Annotated in this window: 15 protein-coding genes; 5 read left to right on the top strand and 10 right to left on the bottom strand. The window is 43.2% G+C overall.

Annotation, left to right across the window (positions count from 1 at the left end):
- Positions 1-177: 177 nt before the first annotated feature.
- Together KYJ26_RS03035 and helD are read right to left on the bottom strand one after the other, a co-directional pair.
- The gene (locus KYJ26_RS03035) at positions 178-1,008 is read right to left on the bottom strand and encodes an aldo/keto reductase (RefSeq protein ID WP_219165849.1); all 831 of its coding nucleotides are present in this window, start codon (positions 1,006-1,008) and stop codon (positions 178-180) included.
- A 131-nt stretch (positions 1,009-1,139) separates the two neighbouring features.
- Positions 1,140-3,407: an RNA polymerase recycling motor HelD gene (gene helD / locus KYJ26_RS03030; protein ID WP_219165848.1), complete on the bottom strand. Its 2,268-nt coding sequence runs from the start codon at positions 3,405-3,407 to the stop codon at positions 1,140-1,142.
- 313 nt (positions 3,408-3,720) lie between these two features.
- Here helD and KYJ26_RS03025 point away from each other — a divergent pair, with 313 nt between their 5' ends.
- A complete protein-coding gene (locus tag KYJ26_RS03025) occupies positions 3,721-4,392 on the top strand; it encodes a 5'-methylthioadenosine/S-adenosylhomocysteine nucleosidase family protein (protein WP_219165847.1) in 672 nt (223 codons plus the stop codon).
- 124 nt (positions 4,393-4,516) lie between these two features.
- On the opposite strand, the gene KYJ26_RS03020 is transcribed toward KYJ26_RS03025, so the two are convergent.
- The 5 genes from KYJ26_RS03020 to KYJ26_RS03000 form a co-directional block, all read right to left on the bottom strand.
- Entirely contained in the window at positions 4,517-5,698 is a 1,182-nt protein-coding gene (locus KYJ26_RS03020; RefSeq protein ID WP_219165846.1) for an ATP-binding protein, read from the bottom strand.
- Between the two features lie 224 nt (positions 5,699-5,922).
- Positions 5,923-6,855, bottom strand: coding sequence for an ATP-grasp domain-containing protein (locus KYJ26_RS03015; RefSeq protein ID WP_219165845.1), 933 nt, complete (start codon positions 6,853-6,855; stop codon positions 5,923-5,925).
- A gap of 96 nt (positions 6,856-6,951) precedes the next feature.
- Entirely contained in the window at positions 6,952-7,416 is a 465-nt protein-coding gene (gene mscL / locus KYJ26_RS03010; RefSeq protein WP_219165844.1) for a large conductance mechanosensitive channel protein MscL, read from the bottom strand.
- A 206-nt stretch (positions 7,417-7,622) separates the two neighbouring features.
- A complete protein-coding gene (locus KYJ26_RS03005; RefSeq protein ID WP_219165843.1) occupies positions 7,623-8,585 on the bottom strand; it encodes a LacI family DNA-binding transcriptional regulator in 963 nt (320 codons plus the stop codon).
- 316 nt (positions 8,586-8,901) lie between these two features.
- Positions 8,902-9,210, bottom strand: a complete 309-nt coding sequence (locus tag KYJ26_RS03000) for a winged helix-turn-helix transcriptional regulator (RefSeq protein ID WP_219165842.1) — start codon at positions 9,208-9,210, stop codon at positions 8,902-8,904.
- A gap of 143 nt (positions 9,211-9,353) precedes the next feature.
- On the opposite strand from KYJ26_RS03000, the gene KYJ26_RS02995 reads away from it, so the two are divergent.
- The gene (locus KYJ26_RS02995) at positions 9,354-9,971 is read left to right on the top strand and encodes a nitroreductase family protein (protein WP_219165854.1); all 618 of its coding nucleotides are present in this window, start codon (positions 9,354-9,356) and stop codon (positions 9,969-9,971) included.
- 53 nt (positions 9,972-10,024) lie between these two features.
- On the opposite strand, the gene cydC is transcribed toward KYJ26_RS02995, so the two are convergent.
- Complete coding sequence (cydC, locus tag KYJ26_RS02990) at positions 10,025-11,743, bottom strand: thiol reductant ABC exporter subunit CydC (RefSeq protein ID WP_219165841.1); 1,719 nt, start codon at positions 11,741-11,743, stop codon at positions 10,025-10,027.
- Complete coding sequence (gene cydD / locus KYJ26_RS02985; protein WP_219165840.1) at positions 11,744-13,474, bottom strand: thiol reductant ABC exporter subunit CydD; 1,731 nt, start codon at positions 13,472-13,474, stop codon at positions 11,744-11,746.
- A 108-nt stretch (positions 13,475-13,582) separates the two neighbouring features.
- Between cydD and KYJ26_RS02980 the strand changes: the two genes are divergently transcribed.
- Positions 13,583-13,810, top strand: a complete 228-nt coding sequence (locus tag KYJ26_RS02980) for a hypothetical protein (protein ID WP_219165839.1) — start codon at positions 13,583-13,585, stop codon at positions 13,808-13,810.
- 89 nt (positions 13,811-13,899) lie between these two features.
- Here KYJ26_RS02980 and KYJ26_RS02975 read toward each other — a convergent pair whose 3' ends face one another.
- On the bottom strand, positions 13,900-15,543 hold the full coding sequence (locus tag KYJ26_RS02975) for a M20/M25/M40 family metallo-hydrolase (protein WP_308807539.1): 1,644 nt from the start codon (positions 15,541-15,543) through the stop codon (positions 13,900-13,902).
- Positions 15,544-15,787: 244 nt separating this feature from the next.
- On the opposite strand from KYJ26_RS02975, the gene KYJ26_RS02970 reads away from it, so the two are divergent.
- Together KYJ26_RS02970 and KYJ26_RS02965 are read left to right on the top strand one after the other, a co-directional pair.
- Positions 15,788-17,089 carry an NCS2 family permease gene (locus KYJ26_RS02970; protein WP_219165837.1) on the top strand — a complete coding sequence of 434 codons (1,302 nt, stop codon included), beginning with the start codon at positions 15,788-15,790 and terminating at the stop codon, positions 17,087-17,089.
- A 101-nt stretch (positions 17,090-17,190) separates the two neighbouring features.
- The gene (locus tag KYJ26_RS02965) at positions 17,191-18,687 is read left to right on the top strand and encodes a spore germination protein (RefSeq protein ID WP_219165836.1); all 1,497 of its coding nucleotides are present in this window, start codon (positions 17,191-17,193) and stop codon (positions 18,685-18,687) included.

Below are 18,687 nucleotides of genomic sequence, written 5' to 3'. Positions count from 1 at the left end.
CGCAGGCGTAGCCGAGGAGGCTCACCGCCAGCCCCGCGGAAAGCGAGCACCTGTAGCGGAAATCAACCGCCACTCGCTACATCCAAAAGCAACAATGTTTACGAAAACAGCCTTTTACATACAGGTAAAAAAAAAGAGATCCGTTCGTAAACGGAACTCTTCAATATAAAGTATATATTAAAAATCGAAGTTGTCTGGGTCTGGACCGAAGCGTTCATCAAGGTTCAATTGGTTGATTTGATTCATCTCTTCCATGGAAAGTTCGAAGTTGAAGAGATCAGCATTTTCTTGGATGCGGCTTTCATGAACAGACTTCGGAATAATGATGACATCGTTCTGAAGATGCCAACGCAGAATCACTTGTGCTGCAGACTTCTCATGCTTCTCAGCAATGTGATTTAAAGTAGGTTCATCCAATACTCTTCCTTGAGCGATTGGAGACCATGCTTCTACTGCGATATTTTGTGATGCACAGAATTCACGTATCTTTTCCTGATTCAGGCGAGGGTGTAATTCGATTTGGTTTAAAACGGGCTTTTCATTGCCATTTTTCATCAGGTCTTCAAGATGGTGCTGATGGAAATTACTAACACCGATCGACTTGATCAATCCTTCGCCATAGAGCCTCTCCATCGCTTTCCATGTATCATTGTACTTGCCTTCCACCGGCCAGTGAATGAGATACATGTCCAGGTAATCCATTTCAAGCTTTTTAAGGCTGGTTTCAAATGCCTTCAATGTCGTATCGTAGCCTTGATCACTATTCCATACTTTTGATGTGATGAACAGTTCTTCTCTCGCTACTCCACCGTCCTTCACGCCCTGTCCTACGCTTTCCTCATTATCGTAGATCGCCGCGGTATCGATGGAACGGTACCCTGACTCAATCGCAGTGCGCACTGCCTGTACCGTTTCAGACGGATCTTTCATTTGGTAAACTCCTAAACCGACATAAGGAATTTCAATCCCGTTATGTAACGTCTTCGTGCTTTGTAAGTTTTTCAACATATTGCATCCCTCCTGATTTATTATTTTACAAATTTCAATAACAGAAAGCGAATCTTATGATTGAAAAAGAATGTTTCACAAAGGAAAGGTCCGTCCCTCGGATTGAGGGACGGACCTTTCCTTATAAAATTCTACTGGCCAATAAATTGATCTCTGTTTTTCCCTATAAACGCAAGCTTATGAAGGGGACGGGTCATAGCCACATATTGCAGCTTGATGTCGAGTTCATTATTTGGATTGAATGCTTCATCCAGTGCAGCAATCAGGACGACATCAAATTCAAGTCCTTTTGACAGATAGGATGGAACGACGACGATCTGATCTTTTGGGATCGATTCCTGTTCTTCTAGTAACTTCACTTTCCCGGGCTGCCGTTCTTGAAGGAGTGAACTGATCTTCACACAGTCTTTCATGCTTTTCCCGATCACAGCGAAGGTTTGGAATCCTTCTTCTCGTCCTGCATCCACTTTCTCCTCAATCAAGGAAGCGAGTTCATCCAATGCCACATACTCATCAAAGCTTGGAGAATCCCCGTGCCTCACCACCGGATTCACTTTCGGAAAATCATAGGGTAAGAGACTCAGCAATTTATTCGCTTCCTCCATGATTTCAATCGTGGTACGATAGCTTTTTTGAAGTTCGGTATATGTCGCCCTAGGAAAGATATCCCGATAGACCGGCTCCCAGGACTGAAGCCCACGGTAAGAGTGGATACCTTGAGCCAGATCCCCGACCAGCGTGAACATGTCGGTTTCCAGTGCCCTCTTCAATGAATAGAGCTGCAAATAGCTATAATCCTGCGCTTCATCTATCACGATGTTTTTCGCTTTGTGAAATTTATCAATTCCAAACAAATGGGACTGCAAGTAGAGAAGGATTGCCAAATCTTCCACTTCATACTGCTTCTTCTTTGCGTACTTCAACGTGTAGTGACAAAGCTGTTCCGCCTGTCCCCTGCTCAGCTCCCCCTTCGAGTAGGAAGCAAGGCGCTCGGGATCCGAGAATAATTCGATAAAGTATCGATCCAGATTCTTCTTTTCAAACTGCTTCATATATCCGGTGACGCTTGTACGGATCGCTTTTTTAATCTCGTTTACACGATCAATTTTCTTGTCCAACGCTTTTGATACATATTCCTTCCTATTCCCCGCCTTTGAACGCTCAAAGAGAGCCGTTTCGATCCGCTCATCAAAGAATTTCTCTACCCTATCCACCATTTGCTTTTTGTTTGAACGGACGTAGCTTTGCAGGAGCGACTTTAGCTTTTCCATCCTGCGATAGATTGGCATATACGTATACTCTTCTTTAAAAAGGTGGGTGAACTTCTTAGCCGTATATAGCTTATATTTGTCCACATAAAAATCTTTCGATGTATAAAAGCGCTGTTCGATTTCTTCCAGGTAATCATCTAGGATCCTCCTGAATGCTTTGGACCCTTTGAAACCTGAAATCCAAGATGCGTTTTCAATCTCTTCATCATGGGTTTCAATCAGTTTTATGAGCTTGTGATCTTCAACCATGGAAAGTTCCTTCTCCAGGCAAGTCATGACATAATCTGTAAATGTGGTCTGCCTTACCCGTTCAACGCCAAGTTCCGGCAGTGCTTCTGATATATAGTCGATAAATAAATTACTGGGAGCAAGGATCATCAGCTGATTTGGATCAAAGTGTTGTTTGTAGTTATAAATAAAATACGAAATCCGGTGAAGAGCTATTGTGGTCTTCCCACTTCCAGCCGCTCCCTGGACAATGATGGGCTTGTTTAAATCGGCCCGGATAATCCGGTTCTGTTCTTCCTGGATCGTGGAAATGATCTCAGTCAAACGGTTACTGGAGCTTTTGGCTAAAGAATCCTGCAGCAGTTCATCCGTGGTGGTTAAGTCAATATCTCGTATTTCCTCCAGAAGTCCATCCTCAATCATATATTGACGCTTTAGTGACAAGTCTCCATCATACGTTTCACCTTCTGCATCGTATGAGACATCACCGATCCTTCCTTCGTAGTACAAGTTTGCGATGGGGGATCTCCAGTCGACGATGATTTGCTCCTGATTTTCACGCTGATACAGGGAAGTCTTCCCAATATAATGCTTCTCCACCTTGCCGGACCCCTCATGCTGGAAATCGATCCGGGCAAAATACGGTTTTGTTTTTGCTTTCGTAAGGGACTCCAATTCTTCTTTGGACATTTCAAAAAAGCTTGAGTTCGTCAAAATATCGATATAGGCGGCACTCGACTCGCCCCAATCGATATCTCCAAAAGCTTTTTCCATGTTTTCCTTATACTTTTCCTTACTCGTCTGGGATGTACTGATGACAACATCAATGTAGCGCTTCGTAAACTCTAAGCGTTCTGATTCACTTGAAAAATCGGGATGGATATTCGATTCCTTCGTCATACATTTCTCCTTCCAAATGTTTTAGCCGCAATGGAGAAAAAAACGTCCTGTCATTTCCACTAAGGTAACGAGGCTCAGGTGGATGAACAAGATAAAATAGACATATCGAAATCTGTAAAAATTATGTAGGCGTTTGGGAGCAGAAATTTATATTATCAGATAATTCAAGAGGATTCAATACATAATTCGAAATATGATCATTGAGCCTCTTGTAAGTGTGATAAAATTGTAAATAATGGATGTTGATATATTCATAACGAATGGTTGATGACCAGAGTAAAGAAGAATTTAATATTTGTAGGGTGGTAAGTCGATGATAGGTATCAGTGTAGCAACGAAGTGGGAATATGAAGCGACATTAGCATATTTCGGAATAAAAGATAATGAACGTGTCGGTTATCCTTATGGCGAGTATTTCATCACAACCATTGATGATACCGAACTTGTATTTTATAGTACCGGTGTAAGAAAAGTAAATGGTGTTGGCGGTAATCAGTATATGATTTCGAAATTTCATTTAACGAAAGTAATCGTTGCCGGAACATGTGCAGGAATAGATGAAAGGTTCAGTAATCTTGATATTTTTGTACCCATTAAAGCCGTTCAATATGATTGCACAGTAAAAGAAGTAGAGCCCCTTATTAAACAATCATTCATAGTCGATATAAATCTATCAAAATATGGAAATGATTTTCACACCGGTACGATCGGCACCGCCGATAGAGCAGTAGTGATGTGGCAGGACTATTTAGAACTGAAAGAAAACGACATAACCATAGCCGATACCGAAGCGGGTGCCATTGCTTACATCTGTAAGAAGAATGATGTTGAATGCATTATTATCAAAGGAATATCCGATTTTCCAACAGATGAAAGAAACGCTGATAAATTTGAATCAAACATGGAACAAATAAATGTTTATTTAGAGAACACACCCAAGGTGATGAATAAAATATTTGACGAATATTTAAAAAGGTTTATTTAAATACAAAACCCAGAGTTAGTAGCTCTGGGTTTGTACTGTTAAATATCGTGTTATTCACACGGCTATTTCTGCTGTTGAATTTGGTGGGATTGAAGCTGTTCCCTCCCTGAACGGAACCCCCTTACTAAATAAATGAAGGATTCTTCCTTTGATCCATCGGAAATATTATTTGAAAGCTTGTCCCCTTACCAACTCGACTCTCAACCGTAATAACGCCCCTCATCGCTTCAATGATCCGGTAAGACACCATCAGTCCAAGGCCCGTTCCTTTTTCTTTCGTTGAGAAATAAGGTTCGCCGAGTCTCGCTTGTTGCAATGGCGTCATGCCGGTTCCTGTGTCGGTGATCGTAATGGTCACGCCCCCTTTTTGAACCATTGAATGGATCGTAAGGGTGCCTCCTTTAGGCATGGATTCAATCGCGTTTTTGATGATATTGAGAAATGCCTGTTGAAAGTTGCGGGTATTGCCGACAATCATGGCCTCCTGAATATCTTTGTGCACAAGCACAGATTGTTGATTACTCAATGGCTCGACCATATCAGCAAGCTTATGCAACTGTTCGGCAATGGAGATGTCCTCCACTTGTTCCGGGTCGGGCCTGGCAAATGTAAGATAATCATTGATGATGTCTTCTGCCCTGTTCAGTTCGGATGATGCAATGGTTAAATACTGTTCTTTTTTTCCTATTGGTAGATTTTCCTGATGGAGAAGTCTCAGGAATCCTTTGATCACGGTCAAGGGATTTTTCACCTCATGAGAGATACTGGCAGCGAGCTGAGCCAGTACTTCCATCTTTTCTATTTTGACTAGTGCTTGTTTGATTTGGATCTGTTTTAGCAGCGTCTCACATATGTATGTCAGGATCAGCATTCCCAACGAAGGAAGCAGAATGAAATTGATTAAGTAACTTTCATCGATTACAAATACCGTCATCGCCTTTGCAATCAGGGCAGCAACGATGGAATGGATGGTAAAGAGAAACACTGAGAATATGATTTTTTTGCGACTGGATAACCGGTCGAATTTGAACCATTTCATCCCGAAGACCGTCATCAAGAAGATGACCACATAAATCACAAATGCAACGATACTCCAACTATACATCATGGTCCTCGATACAAGTAAAACCGCCAGCAGCGCAAGACCAGTATAAGGGCCCCCATACAATATGCCAAGAACAAACGGGATCATCCTCAGATCATGGACACAGTATTGATTATGGTATATGGGAGAAAGCATGCACAGGATAATGGCAATACTAAAAGAAACAAGGGTTGCTAACCTTGTATACCAACCATGTATCATTTTTTTTTCAATAAGGAAAAAAACTAAAAATATACTTAAAATGATATAAAAGAAATTATTAATAACATCCTGATTAAAAATAATCATCCTTACCCTTTGACCTTTCACAGAAATAGTATTCTTTATAAAATTCTACCATACTGCAAACATATTCGTTACGCTTTTCTATTTATCCTGCATTTCATAAGAGAACTCCCCTGAAAAGAACAGGAGAGTCATCTGACTTACACAGTCTTCAATTGTTCACCAAGGTACTTCGCCAACTCCAACATACCGTATTGCCCGTACTTCGCTTCGGCATCTTTATTGTAATTCGTATTGGTGTTCACATCATACGTATAGATCGTTCCTTCTTTGTCTTGTATGAATTCGATCCCTGCTATATCGATCCTGTTCTCTAATAAAAATGTTTCGTAAGATGAAAGGATGTCATGGGTAAAGTTTTCCCGGATTTCGAATTTAGGCTTTTCTTCCTGCTCTCCTGCAGGACAGAATAAATCATCTACCTGGCAGACATCAGCAGGACATAGTTCAAATCCCTTTGATGTGTCCACCTTTACAGCATACATGAACTTCCCTCCGATAAATTCACAGCGTGTAATGGAAGCATCTGGAGCTTCAATATACTCCTGGATGAGCGTCGTCCCATCCAACGGTTCTTCAAACGAATCACTGTATACGTAGTTTTTCAAAGCGTCGACCGAATGAAACAGTTGGACACCCAGTCCTTTTCCAGCACGATTATGCTTGGTGATGAAAGAGGGTTTATTGAGATTTTCTGCCGCTTCTATTATTTGCTCTTTTCCGACAGCGGCAAAGGTCTCAGGCGTCTTAATTCCTGCGGCATTCAGAGCCATATACTGATTCACTTTACTTACTTCCAATCGGAGGGCTCGGTTTCCGTTCAGTACCTTTTTCCCATATCTCTCTAACCAGGCAAGAACGCTCTCGGTCAACTCTGGTGCAAAACGATGATTCCGTGTATGGGACGATGCACTGATCCTGTTATAAAATACACCTTCAGGCGGCTCTTTCGATAGATCCACAAGTCCCTGGTCCAAAAACCATTCTTCATAATCCAGCTGAAGCTCCTCAAGACGTTTCGTTAAATGATTGGTCCATTCGCTATTTTCATGTATGATATGAATTTTTTTCACGATCATTACCCCATTTGTTCGTAGGATTTTTTAAAAAGTCTTACAACACAAAGTAATCCTACTATAAAAGTAGGATTTAGGTCAATGATCAGGAATTCACTTCGACTTCCGGTCCGTTCTCCTCATTTGGATCTTCATCCCGCTTTTTGTTAACAGTTCTCGGGCCATTGACGGCTTCTCTATCTTGGCACTCCGTTGATCGTCCTTTAGGATGTCTCTGATTTCCTGAAGGACTTCGAGATTGGTCGTTTGTTTCACCTTATAAGGCTGATCTCCGCCTTTTAGCCGGTTGACCACTTTGATCATTAAAAACACACACATGGATATAAGAAGAAAATCCACCAATGAGCCCAGGAATTTCCCCAATTCAATCACCTCTGCCCCTATTCGAAGATGCAACCCTTCAAAATTAATTCCGCCAAAGAAGATCCCTATTGCAGGCATCATCATGTCATGGACAAGAGACTCCACAATTTGACCGAATGCGGATCCAATGATGACTGCTACTGCTAAATCAAACACATTCCCCCTTGAAATGAACTGCTTGAACTCTGCCCACATAATTAAGTTCACCTACCGCTTCATTACTCTTAACATATGGGAAGGAAAAGCGAGATATGAAGACAGGAATATAATTCTTTATAGAAGATATTTTCCTACTATGACGGCCAACATAATGAATGCGACGACTCCCATTAGAATGACGAGTTTTTTTTCTTCCTTTTCCGCTGACATTTATATTTGCCTCCTCTCATGATGGGTGACAGTTATACGGTTCCCCTTTCAAATAACTTTGTGTCAAGTATTACCGGATCAGGATGTTCTTCCTGCAGGAAAAGTTTAAATGCCTCTTCCCCCAATTTCCTTATCGGTACTTCAAAGGAGGTGATACCGAGGGCATCTGCAAGAGGGTGGTTATCAAAGCTGAGGATGGCCAGATCCTTCGGTATCCTGATGGACTTTTTCCCCGCCTCAGCCACCATGCCTGCGGATACTTGATCGCTCGTTACAATCAGGGCAGTAGGTCTATCCCCCAGACGTTCCCAGGCATCCAATACATCCCTACCATCTTGAAGATCATAGCAGTCGTTGAAGATCCAGTCCTCACAGACCGGATGGATAGCGGCGGCTTCCGAGCTGTCGTAGAAACCTCTGATCCGCTCCTCACTATTCGTTCCAAACGTACGGTGCAGGCACAGCCCGATCCGTGAATGCCCCTTTGAGTGGAGGTATTCTACGCCGCTTCTGATTCCCTGATAGTGATTGATGAACACTTTTTTATACTTTGCCTCTGATACATTTTCACAGAGAACGACGTTGGGGCCGATGAACGGCGCCAAAACTTCGAGTGAATTGGAGCGTGAAGTGAGGATCAATCCATCCACTTCCTTCATCTGCAAGCGATGAAAGGCATCTAGTTCTGCTCCTCTGTCATAGTTCGTCTGGAAGAGTTGAAGATGATACCCGTGTTTTAACGCTTCCCCCGCGATGCCCTGGAGAATCTCTCCGAAGTAAGGAAGATTCAAATAAGGTAAAATCACTCCTATACTATAGGTTTTCCCTTTTGATAAATGAACGGCATTGGCGTTTTTTATATAATTCAACCTCTCGACAGCATCAAGCACCTTCCGTCGTTTCTCTTCTTTCACATACGGATGATCATTTAAGACCCTGGATACCGTCGAAACAGAAACCCCTGCAAGCTTCGCGATACTCCTGATATTTGTCATATACATTCCCCTAACTGGCAATATGTGAAAATAAATATGTAAAGACGCTTGCTCTGAAACGCGTTTCACACTTTAGAGTTAAACATGTAAAGGGATCGATTACTACATTAAGACCCTAAAACATGACAAGGAGGCTATTCTCATGCTCGGTTTTCTGTATCTACCCCTGCTTTGTATCATTATCATAGGAGGAAGTTACGCTGCATTAAAGCCCATCCATTTCTATACTCCCCAAGATCAGGAGGATCCACTAGAAAATATATACAATAAGACCCTGAACTAACTCTGGTTGCCTGCTTTCATGTGAAGCAGGCTTTTATTTTATCCATTTCACTGCCCAAACCTGGACCGCATCCATGACAGGTTCCAACTCTTTTCCTTTATTGGTCAAACTGTATAGGACTTTCACAGGCTTTTCATCAATCACCTCACGGCAAATGATTCCACGATCTTCCAATTCCTTCAATCTGTCCGTCAATACCTTTTGACTGATATTTGGTATTCTTTCATTTATATCTTTAAAACGGCAGGTTCCGTCAAATAATACCTTTATGATCATCCCGATCCACCGCTTACCCAGTAACTCAAAGGCATTGGCATATTTCGGACATAATTTCGTTTCCATTTCGTTCACACATCCTACATCTTTTTCCCTTGACGCAACAAGCATCGTCGGTTATATTGTTCATATTGCCCACCCACTTACAAAAAGTAAGTAACATACAAATATATACCATATTATAACACTTTTTTAAACATCAAGGAGGCATTACCATGGATAATTTCTTTCAAATCGTCGACGAACGCCGCTCAACGAAAGTGTACGACCCTCAGGTGGAGATCCCACGCGAGGAATTAGTCAGCCTGCTCGAAACCGCAGGGAAAGCTCCATCTGCCTGGAATCTTCAACAGTGGAAGTTCCTTGTATTTGATCAAAAAGAAGTGCAGGAACGCTTGCTTCCTATAGCTTATTACCAGCAACAGGTACAGGATGCTTCTGCAGTTGTGGCGATCCTGGGTGACCTGGAAGCCAACAAAAACATCGACCCAGTCTTTGATCCAGCCATTGAAAAAGGAGAAATGACGGCCGAGATCAAAGACGTTTTGAAAAAACAAATCGATGGGGCATACAGCCGCGAAGAATATCCCCGGGATGCTGCATTCAGTAATGCTTCCCTTGCAGCCATGCAATTCATGCTTGCAGCGAAAGCGAAAGGTTGGGACACTTGCCCGATCGGCGGCTTCAATCCGGCAGCACTCGTTTCAGAATTCAGCGTGTCTGACCGCTATATCCCAATCATGTTGATTACAATCGGAAAACCTCTTCAAAAAGCGCGTAAATCCGATCGTTTAGATATACGTAATTTAATCGATTGGGCAGAATAAACTCATGAACATGAAAAAGCCACATCCGTACAGGGTGTGGCTTTTTCAATATGCTAAAACAGTACGCTTTGCTCAATCTGCTTCATCTCATAGAAGTATCCTTTTTTCCTAATAAGCTCCTCATAGCTTCCATACTCCACAATGCTTCCATGATCCATGACGATGATCTGGTCCATCTCTTCAAGGCCGGTCAACTTATGACTAATGAGGATCAGTGTGTCATCTTTCGCCACTGCATGTAGATGATGAAAGAGTTCTTTATCCATTAACGGGTCAACGGAAGATGTCGGCTCATCGAGCATCCAAATCGGTGACCCTTTCAGCAGGGCCCTGGCAATCGCGAGACGCTGTCTTTCTCCACCGGATAGATTCTCCCCTTTTTCTAATACTTCATCTTCTAATGAGAAATGATCCAGTTTCACGATAGCTAATACCGATTCCAATTCGCCGTCTGTCAGATCGTCACTCACCAGCATAAGATTATCCTTCACTGTCCCGTAGAAGAAATGGTTTTCTTGAAGAACCACATTGGTATGTTCCCACAAGGACTCTTGATCTATATCTTTTAAGGAAACATCATTTACGAATACCGCTCCTTGATCTGGTGAGTAAAAGTTTAATAATAATTGAAGCAATGTCGACTTCCCTGATCCCGAAGGTCCTACAATCGCTGTTTTCGAGCCTGCCGGCAGGTCGAGAGTCACTCCATCCAATGCCTTTTTTCCCTCTCCATGAAAGGTAAAGCTTACATCCTTCAAGCTGAAAGAAGGAGGAACCCCCTCAAGTCGCCGACCGGTTGAAGGTCCGTCCCTCTTGATTTTTCCTCCATTATGAATGGCAGATAGCCGGCCTTGAGCTCGGCGTGAATCTTCATAATGGGTTGGGAGGATTGCCATTGGCGTCGCATTTTCAAATACAGTCAAGGAAATCATGACGAGCATTGCGAGGAAGATCCCATCCAGTTGATCCGTGGCGACGGAATACGCCCCTATTGCCAGAACCGTCCATGATATGAACAGGGAAATCAGGATGTTGGTTGAATGACTAAAAAGAGAAAAAATGCTCTCCCGTTCTTGCTCGTTCACATATGTGGATGCGGCCCGGGCAAGATTTCTCTCCTTCCCCTCCAATCTCTGATATATCTTCAAGTCCCTGAAACCGTGGAGGAATTCCGTCACTTCGGTGGATAATTCCCCCCGGCTTTCACGCACGTTTGTTTTGATACTTCTTTGTTTCCATGCAAATAAGGATGGTACAATCAGCCCTGTCAATAATAGACCCATGAGGAGGATCATTGCAACGAACAAAGAATAATACATCGTAAAAAATATAGTACTTAAGAACACCATCACCAGTATAATTGGTGGGTAAAAAACGCGAAGAAAGAAATTCTGCAGGCTCTCTACGTCCCCTACGATACGTGAAAGTAAGTCCCCGCTTCGATATCGAGAGAATATCCCCGGTGTTAGCGGCTCTATTTTTTCATAAATGGATACCCGCAAGTTCGCCAGGATTGTAAACGTAGCCCTATGGGAGAAATAGCGCTCCCCATACCGGCTCAATGCCTTTGTAAAACCGAACAGTTTCAAAAGGGCAATCATCACGGTCAACGCATAAAGAGGGACCTCCAAAGCCGCTTTTGAGATTAAATAGCCGCTGGAAGCAAACAGGCCAACCGAGGTAAGTCCAGCCAGAAAACCCAATAGGACGGAATACACAATATCCTTCTTTTCCTTCAACATCAACTTTACGACAAACCCCAATTCCTTCATCTACACTCTCACCCCTCTCTGCACAGTCACCATATCCCGATAGTGAGGGACGGACCTCATGAGTTCTTCATGATTCCCGAGTCCCGCTGCTTTTCCTTTATCCAACAACAGAATGTGATCCGCTTTCCGTATCGTATGAAGACGGTGCGCTACCGTAATGACTGTAGCCCCCTTAGACAACTCTTCCAGCGAGGACTGTAGAATCTGCTCAGTCCGCAAATCCAGTCCGGTAGTCGGTTCATCAAACAAGATGAGGGACGGACCTTTGAGAAATGCCCTTGCAATGGCAATGCGCTGTTTTTCTCCACCGGAAAGACCTCTGCCGGCTTCCCCGATCCGTGTTTCATATCCCTTCTCAAGACCTGCTATCATTTCAGAAATCCCTGCTTTCTCAGCCGCATATTCAATTTCTTCACGGGTCACCGAGCCGTTTCCACCTATGGCTATATTCTCAGCTATCGTCCCAGAGAAGAGATATGGATTCTGAGAAATGTAACTCAATTGATCAAACCAGTCTTTTTCTCTGTATTCGCTTTTTGGGCGTCCATTCAAAAGAAGATCTCCCCCAGATGGCTCAAGAAGTCCCGCAATCAGATGCAGGAGCGTTGTCTTACCCGCACCACTTTGACCGACAATTGCCACTTGGCTTCCAGGTGGAATGACGGCTGTGATCCCCTCAACGGCATATCCTTTTTCACCATAGGAAAATCCAAGGTTCCTCAATTCGATTGTGGGCGTATTGCCATTTGATACGATTTCTTTCTCTCCCCATCTGACCGGCTGATCCTTTTCTTGCAGCTCCTCCAAGACCTTCTTGGCGGCGCCCATACTTCCACGGCCGGTATGAAAAGCGTTTCCAAGCTCTTTTAACGACAGATAGAATTCAGGTGCCAGGACAAGGACGAAGAATGCCGTGTAGAATGAAATACTCTCGAAGACGACCAACCTTAACCCTACCTCCAGGGCAATCAGACCAATGCTTAACATGGAGATGAATTCAAGCATCAAGGATGATAAGAAAGCAGTCTTCAGGACGGCCATGGTCGCTTCCCGAAAGTCCAGACTACTAGATCGGATCACCTCTTTCTGCCGGGTCCCCCTCCCCAATAGCTTCAAAGTAACCAACCCTTGAAGAGTATCGAGGAACTTCCCTGAAAATGCCGTCAACTTGTCCATCTGCTTCTCAGATTTCTTCTTGGTCATGACGCCGATGATCGCCATAAACAAAGGAATGAATGGAGCCGTAACCACCATGATCAACCCTGTATAAACATGCTCCGTAAAAATCGTGATCAGAAGGATCAATGGTACAAGTGTCGTTTGGATTCTCTGAGGTAAATACTGACTGTAGTATCCATCTAACCCATCGACCGCATCCATCATCGTACTGACCTTTTGACCCGATTGGCCATGGATCGATGCTTGAAGAGGATTGTTTGACCATTTCATTAAGAGCCTGTTCCTTAAATCCCTCTTCACATTTGATGCCATTCTGATACCTGTGCGTCCATTGATATAGGATAGGATAGCTCTCCCTGTTAGAATAAGAAGCAAAGCCCCAAGCATCGGGAGGATTTCCCGGAACTCAAGATTCTCGATAAACATGCTATTGACTACGCTAACGAGCAAGTACGCCTGTCCAACTACGACTCCCCCCATCAATATGGACGTTCCATAAAGCGTCATAATGGATAATCTCTGCTTTTTAGCGAATTGATTAAGCTCTTTCATCTCTGCTCTCAACTCCAAAAGTTAAAAGTTAGTGAAATACTTCACAAATTTATATCTCCATTATAGTAAACTTGCTCCCATCATGCATCATGTAGGATTGACCTTTTTGTGACAATTCCAGGTAAGCTGGTGAACATTTGTAACACACACAGTGAAATTAGAAATTCCAGTTTAATATTTATCGGGCCAGATCTCACCGGTATCCAAGTGATTCCAGCCGAAATCACCAATAATCCGGCCGTTTTTCTACATGATCAGGCGAAAATTATTAATAATTCAGCCAATCCAGGTAAAAATCCAGCCGTTTTCGTTATTTATCCAGCCGAATTACAATAATTGCAAATTCCAAACTTCGCTGTAAGCTGTAAATAAAAAAAGGGAGACAAATCGCAAAGCGAATTACCTCCCTCTCTTATTCTATCCCATCATATTTTCAATAAATCCCTCGTCACGCGTTGAATGATCTCCGGAAGTACTGAGAACGTATATGGTTTATACACTCTCTCTGTCCATTGGTGACCATCTTTGCCGTATACTCCTATGTTGATGGAGGGGATATTCAGCTTTCTGATCATGTCGATGGGCACTGGATACAGCTGGTCGATCAAGGGCAGGTTCTTCTTGAACACTTCAATATCTTCATCTTCTTCATGAAGAGAAAGGAAGCTGCCATCTGCCAGATATGGAAAGAACCGTTTAATGACGAATTCTTCACCTGTTTCATCTGAAATATCCTTCAAGCATACTCCCAGTACTTCTCTCACCTTTTTACCGTATTCATTTTCTTCATTGACGAAGTTATGAGGTAAAAAAGGCGGGGCAAAGAAAAGGATGACTCTTGGGGTCCGGTCAGGATCTAGGTGCTGAAGGGCTTCCACCATGGCATAAGCGATGGTCCGCCGGTCTTCCCCATTCATATCATGAAAGATCTTTTTCAGGACGGGATCAGGATCGATCCCTCTTTCTTTCAGCCAGAACATATACTCCCTCATGGTCAGTACTTCCACTTCCCACGAGAATTCCCTTTCAGGGAAACCGTGATACTTTCGATATTGTTCAAATTGCTTTTTGCTTCGATCTTCCATTTCACTAACTACTTTCAACGCTACTTTTTTCATGTCGTACAACACTTCTCTCGCCGTTCTTTCGTATACAAAATAGTTGAAGTAAAGGGAAGCGCTGAGAGGCGTCTGAACATTATACGTATGCTTATCATCCTTGAAATAAAGGCAAGAGGGCGGTAGGGTGAACTCTCCCGGAATGTCCTCAAGATAATCGAGATTTTGATTGATTTCGAGATTGATCTTCGAAGCAATCACGGTCGGGTCTATCGATGTCAGTACATCGCCAACATGCGCTTCCCTACCATATATATAGAAACTGGGCAGAAGCTTACCGGCAGCTCCTGTGTAAATATATCGCTTGCAATCACCGTCATAAATAGGCGAGATGAAATCCGTATTGATGGCAGCCAGGTAATCGAATCCATCTTCTTTTAATCTGTAGAGATCGCTTAGTGCGGCAATCATACCGGCATGTTCACTCTCTTCGTCTCCATTGAAAAGGAAGAGCAGATTCCCATCCGGCACTTTTTCACCAGTGTGAAACAATAAATTGGCTAAATGGACGGCAATACCGCTTTGCATATCCAAAGCCCCTCTTCCAAACAGCCAATTTCCGGAAAGGGCATCTTCCTTCACTTTTTCCTCTCCTTCATAATCCATGAAGAACTTTTGAAGAAAGTCGGGATCATGGGCCATATCCTGAAGTGCACCATAATCATCTGTCCCCACCGTATCGTAGTGAGCATGGAATAATACCGTTTTAGAAGAATTTCCTTTCACAAGGGCAAATACATTCTTCCTTCCGATTGGATCATTCGGGACCTCCTGGAGCCAGACTTGATCAGGATGTTCCTGGAAATAAGGAAATGAAGAAATCAACTCGTATATAAATCGGGCTTTTTCACTTTCCCCTGTTGATCCGTTATAACTTTTGAGAGCGACCAGGGATCGTGTAATGAGTTCAATCTGTTCAGAAATAGGCTTGTTTTTCAGTTGGGTATACACGTTAGCACCGCCCCTTTCTTTGAGAAATATCATCTTTTGGGTAGTAAAGCAATCAGTGCAAGGGCATTATAGAAACTGATTCCTCTATAATTGATAACATCTTATCGAAAATGAATGTGGTTTGGAAGGGGTTTCAAGATATTTTCTTAAAATTTTTTCGGCCTTTTCTATTGAAATCCATTCTATTACCGAATATTATAGAAGTTGCGTGTTTTTAATGTTCGTTTTTATTGGAGGTTTTACGATGTTTAAATTAAAGGAACACGGCACGAACCCAAAAACGGAAATTCTGGCAGGGATCACTACATTCCTGACGATGGTGTATATCGTGATTGTCAATCCCATTATTTTATCCGATGCGGGCGTCCCGTTTGATCAAGTATTCTTAGCTACCATCATATCGGCTGTCGCCGGAACACTATGGATGGCACTATTCGCAAATTATCCGATTGCCATCGCACCGGGTATGGGGTTGAATGCTTATTTCACTTACTCAGTAGTTGGAGCACATGATGATATATCGTATATCGTTGCTTTCTCTGCGGTATTTGTTGCAGGTATCGTCTTTATTCTTCTTTCTTTAACACCTTTACGGAAAAAATTGATCGAAGCCATCCCTCAAAATCTGAAACACGGGATTACGGCAGGAATCGGTTTGTTCATTGCCTTCATCGGTCTGCGTCTGACAGGATTGATTCAGGCACATCCTACGAATTTAGTGCAGCTGGGTGATCTTCACTCTCATTCAGCACTCCTTGCCCTTACCGGACTGGCTGTGACCCTGATCCTAATGGTCCTGAATGTCCATGGTGCCCTATTTATCGGAATGATCGTCACTGGAGTGATTGCCTACTTCACAGGAGACCTGTCATTTAAAGAAGGCTTCGTTGCCATCCCCCATTTACCTGAAGGACTGATGGTAGCAAATCCAGTTACGGCATTTGCTGATGTCTTCCATTATGGATTATATGCTGTTGTCTTCTCTTTCTTGCTTGTCACCATCTTTGATACGACAGGAACGATGGTCGGAGTGGCTCAGCAAGCGGGACTGATGAAGGGGAATACACTCCCAAGAGCCCGCCAGGCACTTTTGGCCGACTCCGTTGCAACAACAATCGGTGCGATGTTCGGTACCAGTCCGACATCTGCCTACATCGAATCCTCAGCAGGGGTTTCTGCAGGGGGAAGAACGGGATTAACGACCTTGACGGTTTCGATTCTATTTATTGCTTCGGCCTTCTTCGGGCCACTCGTCAGTGCCGTATCGGGCATTTCTGCCATTACGGCTCCAGCACTCATCATTGTCGGCAGTTTGATGATGGGAAGCATTGCGCAAATCAAATGGGACGAGTTGGATGAAGCATTTCCGGCATTCCTGATCATCCTGAGTATGCCTTTAACTTCAAGCATCGCGACAGGAATCGCACTAGGTTTCATTTCTTATCCATTGCTTAAAGTAGTGAAAGGACAATGGAAGCAAGTACATCCCCTTGTTTATATCTTTGCTGTCCTATTCTTCTATCAGCTGGCATTCCTGCCTCATTAAGATAATTGAAAGACCGTTCACCGTGAACGGTCTTTTTTATCTGCTTCGATACATAAATAAGAGTTTATTACACCACCCTATGGGTACACGGGGGTGGGAGAATGATTGAATCAAACGGGAATAAACCAGTTCAACATCATTTAAAGGAAAATACGCAATACATCGAAAAAATGTTCACTTATCCTATTAATCAGGATCTGAACAAAAGAGAGTTATATATACCGAACATACATAAAAAAGGTGTCCTGTATTTTTTAAATGGGATGTACGACAACGAAACCCTTGAAAAAATCCTGATTCCTTCTTTAATGAAACTGGAAAAAATGGAGAACGATGCTACTCTACTGGATGTACTGAAAAACAACCTCCCTCCTTCCTCCATTCAATGTGAGAAGGACTTGGCAAATGTAGTGAATGGAATTCTGATGGGGAATACCATACTCGTGATGGACGAAGAGGACGCAGCCTTCGTGATCAGTACGGTTTCATTTGAAAAAAGGAGTGTAGATAAGCCCCAGGATGAAAATGTGTTAAAGGGGCCGAAAGAAGCGTTTGTGGAGTCTATCAGCACCAATATTTCACTTATTCGCAAACAACTCCGTTCAAAGAATTTATTGACAGAATATGTTCAAGTCGGCGAGAGAGGTATCAGTAATATTGGGATCCTTTATATGAATGAGATTGTCAATCCCTCATTGATAGAGAAAATAAAAAAGCGCCTTAATCAGATTAAAACCGATGAAATATTAAATTTAGGCATTTTGGAACAACACTTGGAAGAACGGCCTTATTCCATCGTTCCCACCATCCTATATACGGAAAGACCCGATCGCGCCGTTTCCTTTCTAAACGAAGGGCACGTCATCCTGCTCATGGACAGCTCACCAAGCTGCCTGGTCCTTCCCGTCACATTCTGGTCCTTCTTTCATACACCGGAAGAACATTACTCCAGATGGCTTTACGGAAACTTTTCACGGTTGTTGCGAATTATCTCGATCTTCATTACAGCATTGACTCCTGCCATCTATATTGCTGCAACCAACTATCATATCGAAATGCTGCCGACCGACCTGGCATTGGCCATTTCTGCCACACGGGAAGAAGTCCCTTTCCCAGCCATTCTGGAATTGTTACTCCTTCTTGGTGCATTTGAATTGATCCGGGAAGGAGGCATACGGGTACCAACGCCGATTGGCCCCACCATTGGGATTGTAGGGGCCCTGATATTGGGCCAGGCTGCCGTTGAAGCGAGTATTATCAGTCCGATCCTGGTCATAGTCATCGCCATTACGGGACTGGCTTCATTTGCCATCCCCAACCTTTCTCTAAATTATATGGTTCGCTTATCCACCTATATCTTTCTCTTGTTTGCGAGCATATGGGGGTTTTTCGGTATTGCCGTCTGTTTGACTGTCAGTATCGGATATTTGACTTCCGTCACTTCATTCGATGTGCCTTTCTTATCTCCAATGGCCCCCCATTATGAATCATCCAGTGATATGCTGTTCAGAAGAGTCGTCTGGAAAGAATGGATTCGTCCAAAGAACCTTTGGCCATCCGATGCGCAGCGCATGAAAAAGCCTGAAAGGAGGAAATGA

Origin of the sequence: Rossellomorea orangium, assembly GCF_019334305.1 — a bacterium.
Taxonomy (GTDB): domain Bacteria; phylum Bacillota; class Bacilli; order Bacillales; family Bacillaceae_B; genus Rossellomorea.
Note: the sequence above shows the minus strand (reverse complement) of the source record. Positions and strands in the feature narration are given on the sequence as shown.

Excerpts from the sequence above, each read along its gene's own strand:
- KYJ26_RS03035 (WP_219165849.1), bottom strand. The coding sequence starts at position 1,008 with ATGTTGAAAAACTTACAAAGCACGAAGACGTTACATAACGGGATTGAA.
- helD (WP_219165848.1), bottom strand. The coding sequence starts at position 3,407 with ATGACGAAGGAATCGAATATCCATCCCGATTTTTCAAGTGAATCAGAA.
- KYJ26_RS03025 (WP_219165847.1), top strand. The coding sequence starts at position 3,721 with ATGATAGGTATCAGTGTAGCAACGAAGTGGGAATATGAAGCGACATTA.
- KYJ26_RS03020 (WP_219165846.1), bottom strand. The coding sequence starts at position 5,698 with ATGATACATGGTTGGTATACAAGGTTAGCAACCCTTGTTTCTTTTAGT.
- mscL (WP_219165844.1), bottom strand. The coding sequence starts at position 7,416 with ATGTGGGCAGAGTTCAAGCAGTTCATTTCAAGGGGGAATGTGTTTGAT.
- KYJ26_RS03005 (WP_219165843.1), bottom strand. The coding sequence starts at position 8,585 with ATGACAAATATCAGGAGTATCGCGAAGCTTGCAGGGGTTTCTGTTTCG.
- KYJ26_RS03000 (WP_219165842.1), bottom strand. The coding sequence starts at position 9,210 with ATGGAAACGAAATTATGTCCGAAATATGCCAATGCCTTTGAGTTACTG.
- cydC (WP_219165841.1), bottom strand. The coding sequence starts at position 11,743 with ATGAAGGAATTGGGGTTTGTCGTAAAGTTGATGTTGAAGGAAAAGAAG.
- cydD (WP_219165840.1), bottom strand. The coding sequence starts at position 13,474 with ATGAAAGAGCTTAATCAATTCGCTAAAAAGCAGAGATTATCCATTATG.
- KYJ26_RS02970 (WP_219165837.1), top strand. The coding sequence starts at position 15,788 with ATGTTTAAATTAAAGGAACACGGCACGAACCCAAAAACGGAAATTCTG.
- KYJ26_RS02965 (WP_219165836.1), top strand. The coding sequence starts at position 17,191 with ATGATTGAATCAAACGGGAATAAACCAGTTCAACATCATTTAAAGGAA.